General features: G+C 65.5%; 28 protein-coding genes. All 28 read right to left on the reverse strand.

Annotated elements, in window-relative coordinates; genetic code table 11:
• Positions 1–101: 101 nt before the first annotated feature.
• Positions 102–623 (reverse strand): 50S ribosomal protein L17, encoded by a 522-nt coding sequence (rplQ, locus tag BLQ73_RS18580; protein ID WP_093171743.1) that lies wholly within the window; start codon positions 621–623, stop codon positions 102–104.
• A gap of 96 nt (positions 624–719) precedes the next feature.
• Positions 720–1,736: a DNA-directed RNA polymerase subunit alpha gene (locus BLQ73_RS18585; RefSeq protein ID WP_093171744.1), complete on the reverse strand. Its 1,017-nt coding sequence runs from the start codon at positions 1,734–1,736 to the stop codon at positions 720–722.
• 148 nt (positions 1,737–1,884) lie between these two features.
• Positions 1,885–2,511 carry a 30S ribosomal protein S4 gene (gene rpsD, locus BLQ73_RS18590; RefSeq protein ID WP_093171745.1) on the reverse strand — a complete coding sequence of 209 codons (627 nt, stop codon included), beginning with the start codon at positions 2,509–2,511 and terminating at the stop codon, positions 1,885–1,887.
• Between the two features lie 20 nt (positions 2,512–2,531).
• Positions 2,532–2,936 (reverse strand): 30S ribosomal protein S11, encoded by a 405-nt coding sequence (rpsK, locus tag BLQ73_RS18595; RefSeq protein WP_012887860.1) that lies wholly within the window; start codon positions 2,934–2,936, stop codon positions 2,532–2,534.
• 156 nt (positions 2,937–3,092) lie between these two features.
• Entirely contained in the window at positions 3,093–3,473 is a 381-nt protein-coding gene (rpsM, locus tag BLQ73_RS18600; RefSeq protein ID WP_093171746.1) for a 30S ribosomal protein S13, read from the reverse strand.
• Positions 3,474–3,696: 223 nt separating this feature from the next.
• The gene (gene rpmJ, locus BLQ73_RS18605; RefSeq protein ID WP_003956441.1) at positions 3,697–3,810 is read right to left on the reverse strand and encodes a 50S ribosomal protein L36; all 114 of its coding nucleotides are present in this window, start codon (positions 3,808–3,810) and stop codon (positions 3,697–3,699) included.
• A gap of 110 nt (positions 3,811–3,920) precedes the next feature.
• Positions 3,921–4,142 carry a translation initiation factor IF-1 gene (infA, locus tag BLQ73_RS18610; RefSeq protein ID WP_093171747.1) on the reverse strand — a complete coding sequence of 74 codons (222 nt, stop codon included), beginning with the start codon at positions 4,140–4,142 and terminating at the stop codon, positions 3,921–3,923.
• 607 nt (positions 4,143–4,749) lie between these two features.
• Positions 4,750–5,157 carry a DUF1707 SHOCT-like domain-containing protein gene (locus BLQ73_RS18615; RefSeq protein ID WP_245691181.1) on the reverse strand — a complete coding sequence of 136 codons (408 nt, stop codon included), beginning with the start codon at positions 5,155–5,157 and terminating at the stop codon, positions 4,750–4,752.
• Between the two features lie 67 nt (positions 5,158–5,224).
• A complete protein-coding gene (map, locus tag BLQ73_RS18620; protein WP_093171782.1) occupies positions 5,225–6,070 on the reverse strand; it encodes a type I methionyl aminopeptidase in 846 nt (281 codons plus the stop codon).
• A gap of 268 nt (positions 6,071–6,338) precedes the next feature.
• The gene (locus BLQ73_RS18625; protein ID WP_093171748.1) at positions 6,339–6,989 is read right to left on the reverse strand and encodes an adenylate kinase; all 651 of its coding nucleotides are present in this window, start codon (positions 6,987–6,989) and stop codon (positions 6,339–6,341) included.
• Entirely contained in the window at positions 6,989–8,296 is a 1,308-nt protein-coding gene (secY, locus tag BLQ73_RS18630) for a preprotein translocase subunit SecY (protein WP_093171749.1), read from the reverse strand. Before secY ends, BLQ73_RS18625 begins: the two co-directional genes overlap by 1 nt.
• A 289-nt stretch (positions 8,297–8,585) precedes the next feature.
• Positions 8,586–9,041: a 50S ribosomal protein L15 gene (gene rplO / locus BLQ73_RS18635; protein WP_093171750.1), complete on the reverse strand. Its 456-nt coding sequence runs from the start codon at positions 9,039–9,041 to the stop codon at positions 8,586–8,588.
• A gap of 2 nt (positions 9,042–9,043) precedes the next feature.
• Positions 9,044–9,226 (reverse strand): 50S ribosomal protein L30, encoded by a 183-nt coding sequence (gene rpmD, locus BLQ73_RS18640; protein WP_093171751.1) that lies wholly within the window; start codon positions 9,224–9,226, stop codon positions 9,044–9,046.
• A gap of 3 nt (positions 9,227–9,229) precedes the next feature.
• A complete protein-coding gene (gene rpsE / locus BLQ73_RS18645) occupies positions 9,230–9,862 on the reverse strand; it encodes a 30S ribosomal protein S5 (protein WP_093171752.1) in 633 nt (210 codons plus the stop codon).
• Positions 9,863–9,926: 64 nt separating this feature from the next.
• On the reverse strand, positions 9,927–10,310 hold the full coding sequence (gene rplR, locus BLQ73_RS18650) for a 50S ribosomal protein L18 (protein ID WP_218125919.1): 384 nt from the start codon (positions 10,308–10,310) through the stop codon (positions 9,927–9,929).
• Positions 10,311–10,312: 2 nt separating this feature from the next.
• A complete protein-coding gene (gene rplF, locus BLQ73_RS18655) occupies positions 10,313–10,855 on the reverse strand; it encodes a 50S ribosomal protein L6 (protein WP_093171753.1) in 543 nt (180 codons plus the stop codon).
• A 19-nt stretch (positions 10,856–10,874) separates the two neighbouring features.
• Positions 10,875–11,273 (reverse strand): 30S ribosomal protein S8, encoded by a 399-nt coding sequence (gene rpsH, locus BLQ73_RS18660; RefSeq protein WP_093171754.1) that lies wholly within the window; start codon positions 11,271–11,273, stop codon positions 10,875–10,877.
• 176 nt (positions 11,274–11,449) lie between these two features.
• Entirely contained in the window at positions 11,450–11,635 is a 186-nt protein-coding gene (locus tag BLQ73_RS18665) for a type Z 30S ribosomal protein S14 (protein ID WP_093171755.1), read from the reverse strand.
• Between the two features lie 2 nt (positions 11,636–11,637).
• Positions 11,638–12,207: a 50S ribosomal protein L5 gene (rplE, locus tag BLQ73_RS18670; RefSeq protein WP_093171756.1), complete on the reverse strand. Its 570-nt coding sequence runs from the start codon at positions 12,205–12,207 to the stop codon at positions 11,638–11,640.
• Positions 12,207–12,518 carry a 50S ribosomal protein L24 gene (gene rplX, locus BLQ73_RS18675; protein ID WP_245691183.1) on the reverse strand — a complete coding sequence of 104 codons (312 nt, stop codon included), beginning with the start codon at positions 12,516–12,518 and terminating at the stop codon, positions 12,207–12,209. The genes rplE and rplX overlap by 1 nt, the downstream gene beginning before the upstream one ends.
• A gap of 9 nt (positions 12,519–12,527) precedes the next feature.
• Positions 12,528–12,896 carry a 50S ribosomal protein L14 gene (rplN, locus tag BLQ73_RS18680; protein ID WP_093171758.1) on the reverse strand — a complete coding sequence of 123 codons (369 nt, stop codon included), beginning with the start codon at positions 12,894–12,896 and terminating at the stop codon, positions 12,528–12,530.
• A 147-nt stretch (positions 12,897–13,043) separates the two neighbouring features.
• Positions 13,044–13,319: a 30S ribosomal protein S17 gene (rpsQ, locus tag BLQ73_RS18685; RefSeq protein WP_093171759.1), complete on the reverse strand. Its 276-nt coding sequence runs from the start codon at positions 13,317–13,319 to the stop codon at positions 13,044–13,046.
• Entirely contained in the window at positions 13,312–13,551 is a 240-nt protein-coding gene (gene rpmC, locus BLQ73_RS18690; protein ID WP_093171784.1) for a 50S ribosomal protein L29, read from the reverse strand. Before rpmC ends, rpsQ begins: the two co-directional genes overlap by 8 nt.
• Positions 13,551–13,970 carry a 50S ribosomal protein L16 gene (gene rplP / locus BLQ73_RS18695; RefSeq protein ID WP_093171760.1) on the reverse strand — a complete coding sequence of 140 codons (420 nt, stop codon included), beginning with the start codon at positions 13,968–13,970 and terminating at the stop codon, positions 13,551–13,553. The genes rpmC and rplP overlap by 1 nt, the downstream gene beginning before the upstream one ends.
• Before the next feature lie 2 nt (positions 13,971–13,972).
• Positions 13,973–14,803 (reverse strand): 30S ribosomal protein S3, encoded by an 831-nt coding sequence (gene rpsC, locus BLQ73_RS18700; RefSeq protein ID WP_093171761.1) that lies wholly within the window; start codon positions 14,801–14,803, stop codon positions 13,973–13,975.
• On the reverse strand, positions 14,803–15,171 hold the full coding sequence (gene rplV / locus BLQ73_RS18705) for a 50S ribosomal protein L22 (RefSeq protein WP_093171762.1): 369 nt from the start codon (positions 15,169–15,171) through the stop codon (positions 14,803–14,805). The genes rpsC and rplV overlap by 1 nt, the downstream gene beginning before the upstream one ends.
• 31 nt (positions 15,172–15,202) lie before the next feature.
• The gene (rpsS, locus tag BLQ73_RS18710) at positions 15,203–15,481 is read right to left on the reverse strand and encodes a 30S ribosomal protein S19 (protein WP_093171763.1); all 279 of its coding nucleotides are present in this window, start codon (positions 15,479–15,481) and stop codon (positions 15,203–15,205) included.
• A gap of 11 nt (positions 15,482–15,492) precedes the next feature.
• Positions 15,493–16,329, reverse strand: coding sequence for a 50S ribosomal protein L2 (rplB, locus tag BLQ73_RS18715; RefSeq protein WP_093171764.1), 837 nt, complete (start codon positions 16,327–16,329; stop codon positions 15,493–15,495).
• Positions 16,330–16,397 lie beyond the last annotated feature (68 nt).

A 16,397-nucleotide genomic window follows, 5' to 3' on the forward strand; every position in this document is an offset into this window, starting at 1 on the left:
ACCGCGCGCGAACCGGCACCCCCTCAAACGCCGGTGTGCCCGGCCCTCCTCGTGCGAGGAGTGGCCGGGCACACCCAAATCCCTACACGAGTCCCGAAAAATCAGGACTCGGCCTTCTTGCTCTCCGCGCTCTCCGCGGGAGCGGCCTCGGCCGCCTCCGCCGCGGGAACCTCGGCACTCGCAGCCTCCTTGGGCGCCGTCTCCTCGGCCTCGACCTCGGCGGGCTCGGCCGGAGCCGTGGTGCGGGTCACGGTGGTGCCCCGGAGCGGCTCGGTCACCAGCTCGATGATCGCCATGGGCGCGGCGTCGCCCTTGCGCTGGCCGATCTTGGTGATGCGGGTGTAGCCACCGGGACGCTCGGCGAACTGCGGCGCGATCTCGGTGAACAGGTGGTGCACAACACCCTTGTCCTTCACCACGGTCAGCACGAGGCGACGGTTGTGGATGTCGCCCTTCTTGGCCTTGGTGATCAGACGCTCGGCCAGCGGGCGCAGGCGCTTGGCCTTCGTCTCCGTCGTGCGGATACGGCCGTGCTGGAAGAGCTGGGTGGCCATGTTGGCCAGGATCAGCCGCTGGTGCGCCGGGCTGCCGCCGAGACGCGCGCCCTTCGTGGGCTTGGGCATGATGATCTCCTAGAGGGATGACCCGCCCCGGCCGTATGAGGTACCGGAGTCGGGCGGGAGGCCGGGCGGTCGGCCTGGCCTCCCTTAACAGAACTGCTAGTACTGCTCGGTCTCGACGTAACGGCTGTCGTCGTCGTCGCTGTAGTCGCCGGCGACGGAGCTCGGGTCGAATCCGGGCGGGGAGTCCTTGAGGGACAGCGTCATCTCGTGGAGCTTCTGCTTGACCTCTTCGATGGACTTGGCCCCGAAGTTGCGGATGTCGAGCAGGTCCTGCTCGCTGCGGGCGACGAGCTCACCCACGGTGTGGATGCCCTCGCGCTTGAGGCAGTTGTAGGAGCGGACCGTGAGGTTGAGCTCCTCGATCGGCAGCGCCAGGTCCGCGGCCAGGGCCGCGTCCGTCGGCGAGGGGCCGATGTCGATGCCCTCGGCCTCGACGTTGAGCTCACGGGCCAGACCGAACAGCTCGACGAGGGTCTTACCGGCGGAGGCCACGGCGTCGCGCGGCTTCATGCACGGCTTGGTCTCGACGTCGAGGATCAGACGGTCGAAGTCGGTCCGCTGCTCGACTCGGGTCGCCTCGACCTTGTAGGTGACCTTGAGGACCGGCGAGTAGATCGAGTCGATCGGAATGCGGCCGATCTCCTGGCCGGGCTGCTTGTTCTGCGCCGCGGAGACGTAGCCCCGACCGCGCTCGACGGTCAGCTCCATCTCCAGCTTCGCCTTGCCGTTCAGCGTGGCAATGCGCAGCTCGGGGTTGTGCACCTCGACACCGGCCGGAGGCGCGATGTCGGCGGCGGTGACCTCACCGGGCCCCTGCTTGCGGAGGTACATCACGACGGGCTCGTCGTGCTCGGAGGAGACGACCAGCTCCTTGAGGTTCAGGATGATGTCGGTGACGTCTTCCTTGACCCCGGGCACGGTGGAGAACTCGTGCAGAACACCCTCAATGCGGATGCTCGTGACGGCTGCCCCCGGAATGGACGACAGCAGCGTACGGCGCAGCGAGTTGCCGATGGTGTAACCGAAGCCCGGCTCCAGCGGCTCGATGACGAACTTGGATCGGGTCTCGTCGATCTGCTCTTCGAGCAGACCCGGACGCTGAGCGATCAACATGTGGTCTCTCCCCCTTGAAAAGGCGAGGTGGCGAGGTGGCGCCCGCTATTTGACGCCACCCGGACTGCGAACGGCGACCGCGCCGAAGGCGAGGCCGCTCACCCGCCGAGCGCGCCCACCCGGTGAGGACGGGCGCGCCCACGAGCGTCTACTTGGAGTAGAGCTCGACGATGAGCTGCTCCTGGACCTGCGTGTCGATCTGCTGACGGACCGGGAGCTGGTGCACGAGCACCCGCATGGCGTCGGGAACGACGCCCAGCCACGCCGGGATGGTCTTGTCGCCGGAGGTCGCGCGGGCGACCTCGTAGGGCATCAGGTTGCGCGCACGGTCACGCACCTCGACGATGTCATGCTCACGCACGCGGTACGAGGGGATGTCCACCTTCTTTCCGTTCACAGTGATGTGACCGTGACGGACCTGCTGGCGGGCGGCGTCGCGCGACTCCGCGAAACCGGCGCGGAAGACCACGTTGTCGAGACGGCTCTCCAGAATCTGGAGGAGGTTCTCGCCGGTCTTGCCGGTCTTGCGGTTGGCTTCCTCGTAGTAGTTGCGGAACTGCTTCTCGAGGATGCCGTAGATCCGGCGGGTCTTCTGCTTCTCACGAAGCTGGAGCTGGTACTCCGTCTCCTTGGGACGAGCCCGGCCGTGCTCACCCGGCGGGTAAGGACGGATCTCGATGGGGCACTTGGCGGAATCGCACTTCTTGCCCTTGAGGAAGAGCTTGGTCTTCTCACGGCGGCAGAGCTTGCAGTCCGCTCCGGTGTAACGAGCCATTTCTCTCTATCTCCTGAGGCTCAAACGCGACGACGCTTGGGCGGACGGCAGCCGTTGTGCGGCACGGGGGTCACGTCCTGGATCGAACCCACCTCAAGGCCGGTGGCCTGGAGCGAGCGGATCGCGGTCTCGCGGCCGGAGCCCGGCCCCTTGACGAAGACGTCGACCTTGCGCATGCCGTGCTCCATGGCGCGGCGGGCGGCGTTCTCCGCCGCCATCTGCGCGGCGAACGGCGTGGACTTGCGGGAGCCCTTGAAGCCGACGTGGCCGGCGCTGGCCCAGGAGATCACGTTCCCACTCGGGTCGGTGATCGAAACGATCGTGTTGTTGAACGTGCTCTTGATGTGGGCGTGCCCGTGAGCGACGTTCTTCTTTTCCTTGCGGCGCACCTTCTTGGGTGCACCCTGGCGGCTCTTAGGAGGCATGTAGCGCTATCTCCGAAAGGTCGTCGGTCCTGCGTGCGGACTACAGAGCGGTCTTCGCCCCAGTGGGCGGGCCATGGTGCGGCGCGGCGGCGGCCCCGAGGGGACACCGTGCCTGCGCGGTCGACGCACGGCCCGCTGCCAAGAGGCAAAGAGGGCTCACTTCTTGCCGGGCTTCTTCTTACCTGCGACGGTCTTCTTCTTGCCCTTACGGGTGCGCGCGTTCGTCTGCGTGCGCTGACCGTGGACGGGGAGACCCTTGCGGTGCCGGATGCCCTGGTAGCACCCGATCTCGATCTTGCGCCGGATGTCGGCCTGGACCTCACGGCGGAGGTCACCTTCGATCTTGAAGTTGGCCTCGATGTAGTCACGCATGGGAACCAGCTCGGCGTCGCCGAGCTGGTGCACGCGCAGGTCCGGGCTGATACCGGTAGCCGCCAGGATCTCCTGGGCGCGGGTACGGCCGATGCCGTAGATGTAGGTGAGAGCGATCTCCACGCGCTTGTCGCGGGGGAGGTCGACGCCAACCAGGCGAGCCATGGTCGGGCATTCTCCTTTGTTTCGGCGGAGGTCTTACGCCTCACTTCCCCTCCCCATGCCCGGGGCGAGGGCCCCGGCCTCCGACCGGGGGTCTCCCGCGTGGTACGGAACCCGACATATGGGAACCGCCTGCGCGAGTGTGACACGTGTTACGTTGTTGGCCTCACATGCGTCGAGTCCGCTACAAGAGCGGACTCAAAGGCGAGGCCTGTCGTGACGCGAATCAGCCCTGACGCTGCTTGTGGCGCAGGTTGTCGCAGATCACCATGACGCGACCGTGACGGCGAATCACCTTGCACTTGTCACAGATCTTCTTGACGCTCGGCTTGACCTTCATAGTCCTTGTCGTTTCCTCAGACTGGTTGGATCCACACGGGCGGGGCCGCGCACGGATTCCCGCCGCAAACCCCAAAGTGCGGCCTCCAGCCGGCAGCACCGGAAGGAGGCTTACTTGTATCGGTAGACGATCCGCCCGCGACTCAAGTCATATGGGCTCAGTTCGACGACAACCCGGTCGTCGGGAAGAATCCGGATGTAGTGCATCCGCATCCTTCCGCTGATGTGGGCCAGGACCTTGTGCCCGTTGTCGAGCTGTACCCGGAACATAGCGTTCGGGAGCGACTCGACCACAGTGCCCTCGATCTCGATGGCGCCGTCTTTTTTGGGCATGTCCCTCGCGTTTCACTGAATCGGTCGTCTGAGGTATCGGATCACTACGCAGCCGCGACCTCACGCGCTTCGAGAGAGCGGCAGCCGGCCAAGGCTGCCGACGCGCAATGGTCATAGTGAGCCGACAAAGGAGTGTACGCCACTGGAGCCCTCAATGCGAGGCAAACAGCAGCCGCGTACACAGCCACCTAGCATGCTACCGCAGTGCTTAGGTAAAAAATGCCACCGTGCGTCTCGGGCACCCTCCGGCCCGGCCTCCACGGCCGCCCCGGCCAGATCAGGCACCACGGACCGGACGGTCAGAGCGCCTGCGGGCCCGAGATTCCGAGCGATTCCTCTTCATGGTCACATGAGAGCCGGGGTGATACCGTGCCCGCCCGTCGCGGCCCGGCACCGCCGATACGCGGGCCCAGGCGGGCACGGTGGCCATTCCCGGAGAACACGGCTGGAGCCACTAAGCCGTGATGTCCCCATAAAGATCAACTACCCATGCACATCCGGAGCAACTGTCACCAGCAGTAAAGAGTCTGTCTTTTGCCCTAGCCCTCGGCGAACACGACACCGGCCCACCGAAAGGTAGATCCTCTGCGGGCCAGTAACAGCTGGACTACTTATCGTCTCTGCCGCGACCTGCAATCGAAGAGACCAGAAGAGCGACACCCCATGGCCCCATCACCAACAGCGGCCACGGGAAAATCTCCTCCCACGTCCCCAGACTGACGGCCAACCAGATGACCCAGTTGATTCCGCTCGCCATAGCCCAGATGGCCCATGCCCCCTTCAGGCCACCGTCCTTTTCCGACTTCTTCTCCGGAACGGCGGTCGCCCGTGCGGTATACGCCCGCAGATCGACATGAGGCAGGTCCCGGGTCAGCACGCCGAGTTCGCCATGGGTCTTCGACCGGTAGACCTGGTCCAGGCGCTCGTCGAACTCCTCGACGTTCAACCTGCCCTCGGCGTAGTGCTCACGAAGCACCGCCGCGACACGGTCACGGTCGGCGTCAGACGCCCTCATCTCCGGACTAGACGCCATCGCCATCCACTCCCGCGCTCAAGGACCGGCAGCGACCGGCCCGTCTGGCCTATCCCTGCCCGGCGGTGCCGGGTCTGGCCGCCTCTCCGAGAAGCAGCGACAGGCGCTCGGCGCCGCCGTCGAGAGCGGTGAGCACCCAAGGTCCATTATGTGTCACAGCCACGCTGTGCTCGAAGTGCGCGGAAGCCTTTCCGTCGATGGTGACAACGGTCCAATCGTCGGCCAGCACCTTGGTCTTGTCGGTGCCGAGATTGACCATCGGCTCGATCGCGAAACACATGCCGGCCTCGAACCGCGGCCCTCTGCCCGGCCGACCGTGGTTGGCCACCCACGGGTCCATGTGCATCTCCGTGCCGATGCCGTGCCCGCCGTATTCCTGAGGAATTCCGTACGTGCCCTGCTGAGAACGAACGTAGCTCTCGATCTCGTGGCCGATGTCCGAGAGCCGACGGCCGACCGTGAGCGCCGAGATGCCGCGCCACATGGCCTCTTCCGTCACGCGCATCAGCTCGGTGAGCGCGGGGTCGACCTCGCCGACGGGCACGGTGATGGCCGCGTCGCCGTGCCAGCCGTCGAGAATCGCGCCGCAGTCGATGGAGATGACGTCGCCCTCGCGCAGTTTTCGGGCATCCCGGGGGATTCCGTGGACGACTTCATCGTTGACCGAAGCGCAAATCGTCCCGGGAAAGCCCTGGTAGCCCTTGAAGGAGGGCACCGCACCCTGCGAACGGATGAACTTCTCCGCGATGGCGTCGAGGTCGAGCGGCGTCAGGCCGGGCTCCACCGACTCGCGCAGCAACTGGAGCGTACGGCCCACCACCAGGCCCGCTTCGCGCATCTTCTCCAGCTGTTCAGGTGTCTTGACCTGAATCCCATGTCGGTTCTTCTTGAACAAGTACGGCACCCCCTGGGGTGGTTCAACGGGCAGCAAGGGAGCCCAATTCCCCTGATTGTGCCCTAAGAATCGGCGTGGCAAATCCCAGAACGCCTGACGGAATCATGCAAAAGCGCCACCCGTGTGAATGCACGGATGGCGCGTGACGACCACTGCGTCGCTTGGAACCCGCCGATAGAGGGCCCTGCACTGACCTCGGACCTCGGGCCGGCGGGAAACGCCGCCTCGTTGGGGCGCATCCCGGCCCGGCGGTCCTCACACAGGACTTCTAGTCGATGAACGGCTTCAAGGCTTCCATGGACCGCTGAGTGACCTCCTCAACGGGCCCGGTCGCGTCAACGCCGACCAGGAGGTTCTCAGAGGCGTAGAAGGACACGAGCGGCGCCGTCTGCCGAGCGTAGACCTCAAGGCGGTGCCGTACGGTCTCTTCCTTGTCGTCGTCGCGCTGGAAGAGCGGGCCGCCGCAGACATCGCAGATGTCATCGCGTTTGTCGTCGAACTCCACGTGGGAGATGTGCCCGCACTGCGCGCACGTGCGACGCCCGGCCAGGCGGCGGACGACCTCCTCGTCGTCCACCACCAGTTCTAGAACGATATCGAGTCCGCTGCCCATCTCGGCGAGCATCTTCTTCAAGACCTCTGCCTGCGGCACGTTTCTCGGGAAGCCGTCGAGCAGGAAGCCGTCCTGCGCGTCCTTCTCAGCGAGGCGGTTGCGGACCATGGCGATGGTCACCTCGTCGGGAACGAGGTCGCCGCGGTCCATGTACTCCTTGGCAAGCTTGCCGAGTTCCGTGCCGCCCGAGACGTTGGCACGGAAGATGTCACCTGTCGAAATCTTCGGGATGGACAGGTTAGATGCGATGAACTGGGCCTGCGTCCCCTTACCCGCTCCGGGGGGCCCGACCAGGACGAGGCGCACTACTTCAGGAAGCCTTCGTAGTTCCGCTGCTGTAGCTGGCTTTCGATCTGCTTCACCGTGTCAAGGCCGACACCAACCATGATCAGAATGCTCGTCCCTCCGAACGGGAAGTTCTGACTCGCACCGGCCACCGCCAGAGCGACGATCGGCACCATGGAGATGAGACCAAGATACAGAGCGCCTGGAGCGGTGAGACGGGTGAGCACGTAGTTCAGGTACTCAGCCGTCGGCCGGCCCGGACGGATGCCCGGAATGAACCCACCGTACTTCTTCATGTTGTCAGCCACTTCAACGGGGTTGAACGTGATGGACACGTAGAAGTAGGTGAAGAACACAATAAGCAGGAAGAAAGTGATCATGTAGGCCGGGGTATCCCCAGTGACCAGGTTCTGCGAGATCCACTGCACGACGGCGTTGGGATTCTCCGAGGACGCGAACAGCGTGGTCACGAGTTGCGGCAGGTAGAGCAGCGAGGAAGCGAAGATCACCGGGATGATGCCCGCCTGGTTGACCTTGAGCGGGATGTAGGTCGAGGTGCCGCCGTACATCCTCCGGCCCACCATGCGCTTGGCGTACTGCACGGGGATGCGGCGCTGAGCCTGCTCGACGAAGACCACCGCGGCGATCATGAAGACGCCCACGACCATCACCGCGGTGAACGTCCAGGCGCTGGCGCGGAAGATGTTCATCAGCTCGGCGGGGAAGACCGCGACCACCTGCGTGAAGATCAGGATGGACATGCCGTTGCCGATGCCCCGGTCGGTGATGAGCTCGCCGAGCCACATGACCACAGAGGTGCCGGCGGTCATGACGATCACCATGGTGATAATGGTGATCGGGTCTTGGTTGATCAGAAGTGGCTCGCGGCAGTTCTGGAAGAGCTGACCTGTTCGCGCGAGCGCCACAAAGGCGGTCGACTGGAGAACGGCCAATCCAATGGTGAGATAACGCGTGTATTGCGTAATCTTGGCGGTGCCGGACTGCCCCTCCTTCTTCAGGGCCTCCAGCCTCGGAATCACCACTGTGAGCAACTGAAGAATGATGCTGGCCGTGATGTACGGCATGATGCCCAGGGCGAACACCGACAGCTTCAGCAGCGCGCCACCACTGAAAAGCTGCACCATCCCGTAGATGTTGCCGGCCTCGCCCTGCGTGGCTTCAGCAAGGCATCGGCGGACGTTGTCCGTGTGCACACCAGGTGTGGGAAGAACCGAGCCGAGGCGGAACAGCGCGATGATGCCCAATGTGAAGAGCAACTTATTGCGCAGGTCCGGGGTACGGAACGCCCGGGTAATCGCGGTCAGCACGGTCCCTCCTGCGCGCCTATCAGGCGGTATCGGTCAACGATGGTGCGGGGGTGGTCCATCGGAATTCTCATGTCATTGAGCATTGCCGAGGCGGGCAAACGGCCCGCTGTCCAGCGAACTCTAACGCACCGAGGGCGCGAGGGCCTATCACGAACCCCCGCGCCTCGCATACAAAGCTATTTTCATCCGGCCGGAGGGCCGATCCGGACGATCACCCCAGAACAGAACGTTCTCCTGCTCTCGTCTGACCGCCCGGCCAACGCCTCCAACCGGATGGGAAACGCCCAGTTCACAGCTCGGTGACGGAGCCCCCGGCCGCGGTGATCCTCTCACGCGCGCTGGCGGAGAAGGCATGCACCTTCACGTCCAACGCGACAGAGATCTCGCCGGTTCCCAGAACCTTGACGAGCTGGTTCTTGCGCACGGCACCCTTGGCGACGAGCGCCTCGACGGTGACCTCGCCGCCCGCCGGGAAAAGCTCAGCGAGCTTGTCCAGGTTGACGACCTGGTACGTCGTCTTGAACATCGCGTTGGAGAAGCCCTTCAGCTTCGGAACGCGCATCTGGAGCGGAATCTGACCACCCTCGAAACCGAGCGGGGTCGTCTTCCTGGCCTTCGTGCCCTTGGTGCCGCGGCCGGCCGTCTTGCCCTTGGAGCCCTCGCCGCGGCCCTTGCGGGTCTTGGCCTTGTTGGAGCCACGGGCCGGACGCAGGTCGTGGAGCTTGAGCGGAGTGTTCTCGGACATGACTAGTCGACCTCTTCCACGTCGACGAGGTGCGTCACCACGGCGACCATGCCCCGGATCTCCGGACGGTCCTCCTTGACGACGACGTCGCCGATTCGCTTCAGGCCAAGCGAGCGCAGCGAGTCACGCTGGTTCTGCTTGCCACCGATCTTGGACCGGACCTGGGTGATCTTCAGACGTGCCATCGACTAGCTCACCGCCTTGGCCGCGGCAGCGGCCTCGGCGATGCCCTCGGCACGAGCCTTGAGCATCGCCTTGGGGGCGACGTCCTCGATCGGCAGACCACGGCGGGCCGCGATCTCCTCGGGGCGGCTGAGGCCCTTCAGAGCGGCGACCGTGGCGTGCACGATGTTGATCGGGTTGTCGGAGCCGAGCGACTTCGACAACACGTCGTGGATGCCGGCGCACTCGAGCACGGCGCGCACCGGACCACCGGCGATGACGCCGGTACCAGCCGACGCCGGACGCAGGAAGACGACTCCGGCGGCCTCCTCACCCTGCACGGTGTGCGGGATGGTGCCCTGGATGCGCGGAACCTTGAAGAAGTGCTTCTTGGCCTCTTCGACACCCTTGGCGATGGCCGCGGGGACTTCCTTGGCCTTGCCGTAGCCGACACCGACCAGGCCGTTGCCGTCACCGACGACAACCAGGGCGGTGAAGCTGAAGCGACGACCACCCTTCACGACCTTGGCCACTCGGTTGATCTTTACGACGCGCTCGATGTACGAGACGCCCTTGTCTGCGGCGCCACCGCGGCGATCGTCACGACGGTCCCGCCGCTCGCCACCGCCGCCGGCACCGCGGCGCGGAGCTGCAGCCATCAGTGGTTCCTCTTCTCGTTGCTCATAAGACGGGCCTTGGGGTGCGATCCTCGGGAAGGAGTCATCAGAACTCCAGCCCGCCCTCACGGGCGCTGTCCGCGAGGGCCGCGATGCGACCCGCGTAGCGGTTACCACCGCGGTCGAAGACCACAGCGGCGATCCCGGCGGCCTTGGCCCGCTGAGCGAGAAGCTCGCCGACCTGCTTCGCCTTGTCGGTCTTGTTGCCCTCGGCCGTGCGCAGGGAGCCGTCCAGCGTGGACGCGCTGACCAGCGTGTGGCCGATGGAGTCGTCGACGATCTGCACGAAGATGTGCTTGGTCGAGCGGTTGACGACGAGACGCGGACGCTCCGCCGTACCGACGACCTTCTTGCGGACTCGGCGGTGGCGACGGGCCCGCGAGAGTGCGCGGGCGGCCATGTGCTTGCCGAACGCAACCTTGCCAGCCATGTCTACCTACCAGCCTTTCCGACCTTGCGGCGGATCACTTCACCCTGGTAGCGCACACCCTTGCCCTTATACGGGTCGGGCTTGCGCAGCTTGCGGATGTTGGCGGAGACCTCACCGACCCGCTGCTTGTCGATGCCCTCCACGTGGAACAGGGTGGGCTTCTCAACGCGGAAGGTGATGCCCTCCGGCGCGTCGACGATCACCGGGTGGCTGAAGCCCAAGGAGAACTCCAGTTGCGTGGGGCCCTTGGCCTGCACGCGGTAACCGACGCCGACGATCTCCAGCGTCTTGCTGTAACCCTGCGTGACGCCGCCCACCATGTTGGCGATCAGCGTGCGAGACAGTCCGTGCAGAGCACGGACCTTGTTCTCGTCATTCGGGCGCGTGACGGCGATGGTGCCGTCCTCAGCGCGAGCCACCTCGATGGGCTCGGCGACCCGGTGCGAGAGCGTGCCCTTCGGGCCCTTGACCGTGACATCCCGGCCGTCGATGGTGATGTCTACACCATTCGGTACGGGGATGGGCAGCCGTCCGATTCGCGACATGCTGTGCTTCCTCCCCTCGTTACCAAACGTAGGCGAGGACTTCCCCGCCCACACCACGCTTGCCGGCCTGCTTGTCGGTCATGAGACCGGCGGACGTCGAGATGATCGCGACGCCCAGCCCGCCCAGGACCTTGGGCAGGTTGTCCTTCTTTGCATAGACCCGCAGACCGGGCTTGGAAACCCGTCGCAGGCCCGCGAGCGCCCGCTCGCGAGTCGGCCCGAACTTCAGCTCCACCACGAGGTTCTTTCCGACCTTGGCGTCCTCGACGGACCAGGTCTGGATGTAACCCTCCTGCTGGAGGATCTCGGCGATGTGCGCCTTGATCTTCGAGTACGGCATGGCCACGCTGTCGTGGTAAGCCGAGTTCGCGTTACGCAGACGAGTAAGCATGTCTGCGATCGGGTCGGTCATCGTCATGGCCGGTGGCCCTCCTCGCCGCGGTTTCCCTGCCGGGACCTTCGGCGTGGTCGTGGGCGCTTCAGGCAGCGCCCGGTTGATATGACTTCTCCTGCGGGGCGATGACCCCGCACTCCCCCGTACGGCACGGGCACACGACCCGCGCCGTACGAAGGGGTGGCGTGCCTATCGGAACGTCACCAACTGGACTTGGTGATGCCGGGCAGCTCGCCCCGGTGCGCCATCTCGCGGAAGCAGACACGGCAAAGGCCGAACTTGCGGTAGACGGCGCGGGGCCGGCCACAGCGAGAGCACCGAGTGTACGCCCGGACGTCGAACTTCTGCTTGCGCGCAGCCTTGGCGATCAGCGACTTCTTAGCCATGATCAGGCCTCCTTGAAGGGGAAGCCGAGAAGCTTGAGAAGCGCCCGGCCCTCGTCGTCATTCGTCGCGGTGGTCACGACCGTGATGTCCATGCCCCGCTGGCGGTCGACCTTGTCCTGGTCGACCTCGTGGAACATGACCTGCTCGGTGAGACCGAAGGTGTAGTTCCCGTTGCCGTCGAACTGCTTGGGCGACAGGCCGCGGAAGTCACGGATACGCGGCAGCGCCAGCGACAGCAGCCGGTCCATGAACTCCCACATCCGGTCGCCGCGCAGCGTGACGTGCGCGCCGATGGGCATGCCCTCGCGAAGCTTGAACTGCGCGATCGACTTGCGGGCCCTGGCGATGGCCGGCTTCTGCCCGGTGATCGCGGTCAGGTCGCGGACCGCGCCCTCGATCAGCTTGGAGTCGCGGGCGGCCTCGCCGACGCCCATGTTCACCTTGATCTTGGTGATCGTGGGCACCTGCATGATGTTCTGGATCTCGAACTGCTCACGCAGTTTCGCGATGATCTCTTCGCGGTAGCGCTGCTTGAGCCGCGGGATCGTGCGCTCTTCCGTCGTGGCGCTCATCACTTGTCCTCACCCGAATCGTCGGACGCGGCCTCGGCCTCGGCCTTCTTAGCGGGCTTGTCGTCCTTCTTCGCCTCTTCATCCTTGAGCTTCTTGACGTTGCTCACGTGGATGGGCGCCTCCATGGTCTGCACGCCGCCGGTCTTGGCGCCGCGCGGACCCTGGTGGGTCTCCTTCGAGTGCTTCTTGATCATGTTGACGCCCTCGACCACCACACGCTCGTCGCGCGGGTAGGCGGCGATCACACGACCCTTCGCACCCTTGTCCTTACCGGCGATGACCAGAACGAGGTCACCCTTCTTCACATGCAGCTTCGGCATTTAGAGCACCTCCGGAGCGAGCGAGATGATGCGCATGAACTTCTTCTCGCGCAGCTCGCGGCCGACCGGACCGAAGATACGCGTGCCCCTGGGGTCACCACTGTCCTTGATGATGACGGCGGCGTTCTCGTCGAAGCGGATGTAGGAGCCGTCGGGGCGGCGGCGCTCCTTGCGGGTGCGCACCACGACAGCCTTGACAACGTCGCCCTTCTTCACGCCGCCACCGGGAAGGGCGTCCTTCACCGTAGCGACGATGACGTCGCCGATACCCGCGTAGCGCCGACCCGAGCCGCCGAGCACGCGGATGCAGAGAATCTCCTTGGCACCCGTGTTGTCGGCGACCTTGAGCCGCGACTCCTGCTGGATCACGTCAACTCCCGTGTGTCGCGCTGGTTCTCACCGTCTGGGTGAGCCTGGCGGAACTGGTTATGGTCTTAGTCCCTGAGAGCCGGATTTCCGACTTCCCAGGGGGAAACGCCCGCGTGGGGGGTGAATGGTCACCCCCCATTGGGCGATCTACTTGGCCCGCTCGAGGATCTCGACGACGCGCCACCGCTTGGTGGCGGACAGCGGCCGGGTCTCCATCAGGAGCACGCGGTCACCGACGCCACACTCGTTCTTCTCGTCATGCGCCTTGTACTTGGTCGTACGACGGATGACCTTGCCGTACAGCGGGTGCTTGACGCGGTCTTCCACCGCGACAACGACGGTCTTGTCCATCTTGTCGCTGACGACCAGGCCCTCACGGGTCTTGCGGTAGTTCCGCGTCGCCTTCTCAGTTGTCTCAGCCATCGCTCGATTCCTTGTCGTCCTTCACAACGATGCCGAGCTCCTGCTCCCGCATCACGGTGTAGATACGGGCGATCTCGCGGCGGACGGCACGCAGCCGCCCGTGGCTCTCCAACTGGCCGGTCGCGGCCTGGAAGCGGAGGTTGAACAGCTCCTCCTTCGCCTCCTTCAGCTTGGCGACCAGTTCGTCCCGGTCCTGCACCCGCAGCTCACCGGCGGTCAGGCCCTTAGCCATCACGCCTCACCCACTTCTCGCTTGACGAACCGGCACTTCATCGGAAGCTTGTGCATCGCACGCCGCAGCGCCTCACGGGCCACCGGCTCGGCCACGCCCGACAGTTCGAACATGACGCGACCGGGCTTGACGTTCGCGATCCACCACTCGGGAGAACCCTTACCGGAACCCATACGGGTCTCAGCCGGCTTCTTCGTGAGCGGACGGTCCGGATAGATGTTGATCCACACCTTGCCACCACGACGGATGTGACGCGTCATGGCGATACGGGCGGACTCGATCTGGCGGTTGGTCACATAGGCGTGCTCAAGCGCCTGGATCCCATACTCGCCGAAGACGACGCGCGTGCCGCCCTTGGCCATACCACTGCGGTCGGGCCGGTGCTGCTTACGGTGCTTGACCCTGCGAGGGATCAGCATGGTCAGCTCCCTTCAGCACCCGGCTGCTCCGCCGGGCCGCTCTCGGGCGCCCCGACGGGCGCGGTGGATTCGGTCCTCTGCCCGCGGCCACCCCGGGAACCACCCTCGCGGCCACGGCCACCGCGGCCACGCTGCGGACGGTCGGTGCGGTCGCGACGCTGGCCGGCGGCACGGGCGCCGGCGGCGGCGGCCTCACGCTCGGCGCGGCTGGTCGGGGCCTCGCCCTTGTAGATCCACACCTTCACGCCGATACGGCCGAAGGTGGTGCGGGCCTCGTAGAAGCCGTAGTCGATGTCGGCGCGCAGCGTGTGCAGCGGCACACGACCCTCGCGGTAGAACTCCGACCGGGACATCTCCGCGCCGCCCAGACGACCCGAGCACTGCACCCGGATGCCCTTGGCGCCGCTCTTCATGGCCGACTGCATCGCCTTGCGCATGGCGCGGCGGAACGAGACACGGCTGGAGAGCTGCTCGGCCACACCCTGAGCGACGAGCTGAGCGTCGATCTCGGGGTTCTTGACCTCAAGGATGTTGAGCTGCACCTGCTTCTTGGTGAGCTTCTCCAGGTCACCGCGGATGCGGTCGGCCTCCGCGCCGCGGCGGCCGATGACGATGCCCGGCCGGGCGGTGTGGATGTCGACCTGCACACGGTCGGTCGTGCGCTCGATCTCGACCTTGGAGATGCCGGCCCGCTCCATGCCGCGCTGCAGCATGCGGCGGATGGCGACGTCCTCGGCCACGTAGGACTTGTACAGCTTGTCGGCGTACCACCGGCTCTTGAAGTCGGTCGTGATGCCGAGGCGGAACCCGTGCGGGTTAACCTTCTGGCCCACTAGCGGGTCCTTCCCTTCGGCTTGCCCTGGCCCGCGGGCCGGGACTCGACGATCACAGTGATGTGGCTCGTCCGCTTGTTGATCCGATAGGCACGGCCCTGGGCACGGGGGCGGAACCGCTTCAGCGTCGGCCCCTCGTCGACCCACGCGCGGCTCACGACAAGCGTGTCGCGGTCGAGCTTGAAGTTGTGCTCCGCGTTCGCCATGGCGCTCGAAAGCACCTTGTAGATCGGCTCACTCGCCGACTGGGTGGCGAACTGCAGTACGGCCTGCGCCTCCGAAGCGGGCAGCCCGCGAATGAGGTCCACCACGCGGCGGGCCTTCTGGGGCGTGACGCGGACAAACCGCGCCTGAGCCCTGGCTTCCATCGCTTACTCCTCTTATAACTTCGAAAGGCGCTTATCGCCGACTGCGGCGGTCTTCCTTGACGTGGCTGCGGAACGTCCGCGTCGGAGCGAACTCACCCAGCTTGTGGCCGATCATCGAGTCGGTGATGAACACCGGCACGTGCTTGCGGCCGTCGTGCACGGCGATCGTGTGGCCGATCATGTCGGGCACGATCATGGAGCGGCGCGACCACGTCTTGATGACGTTCTTGGTGCCCTTCTCGTTCTGGACGTCGACCTTCTTCTGAAGGTGGTGGTCCACGAAGGGGCCCTTCTTAAGGCTACGTGGCATATCGGCTGCTCCTACCGCTTCTTCCTCTTGCTGCGACGTCGGATGATCAGGCGGTCGCTCGGCTTGTTCGCCTGGCGGGTGCGGCCTTCCGGCTTGCCCTTGGGGTTGACCGGGTGGCGACCACCGGAGGTCTTGCCCTCACCACCACCGTGCGGGTGGTCGACCGGGTTCATCGCGACACCGCGGACGGTCGGACGCTTGCCCTTCCACCGCATACGGCCGGCCTTACCCCAGTTGATGTTGGCCTGCTCGGCGTTGCCGACCTGGCCCACCGACGCGCGGCAACGCACGTCGACCATGCGCATTTCGCCCGAGGGCATACGCAGCGTGGCGTACTGGCCCTCCTTGGCGAGGAGCTGGATCTGCGCACCGGCGGAACGGCCCAGCTTGGCGCCGCCGCCCGGCCTCAGCTCCACCGCATGGATGAAGGTACCGGTCGGGATGTTGCGCAGCGGCAGGCAGTTGCCCGGCTTGATGTCGGCCCCGGGGCCGTTCTCAATGCGGTCGCCCTGCTTGATGCCGGTCGGCGCGATGATGTAGCGCTTCTCGCCATCGGCATAGTGCAGCAGAGCGATGCGGGAGGTGCGGTTCGGGTCGTACTCGATGTGAGCGACCTTGGCCGGGATGCCGTCCTTGTCGTTCCGCTTGAAGTCGATGATGCGGTAGGCACGCTTGTGGCCGCCGCCCTGGTGGCGGGCGGTGATACGGCCGTGGACGTTACGGCCGCCCTTGCCGTGCAGGGGAGCAAGCAGCGACTTCTCCGGCGTGCTGCGCGTGATCTCGGAGAAGTCCGAGACGCTGGCGCCGCGGCGACCTGGAGTCGTCGGCTTGTACTTACGGATGCCCATCTTTTTCGTTCATCCTTTGTCGTCATCGGGTCCGTCCTACGTGGCGGTCGGACGGACCCCTTCGTACC

The organism is Sinosporangium album (genome assembly GCF_900100605.1).
Classification (GTDB): domain Bacteria; phylum Actinomycetota; class Actinomycetes; order Streptosporangiales; family Streptosporangiaceae; genus Sinosporangium; species Sinosporangium album.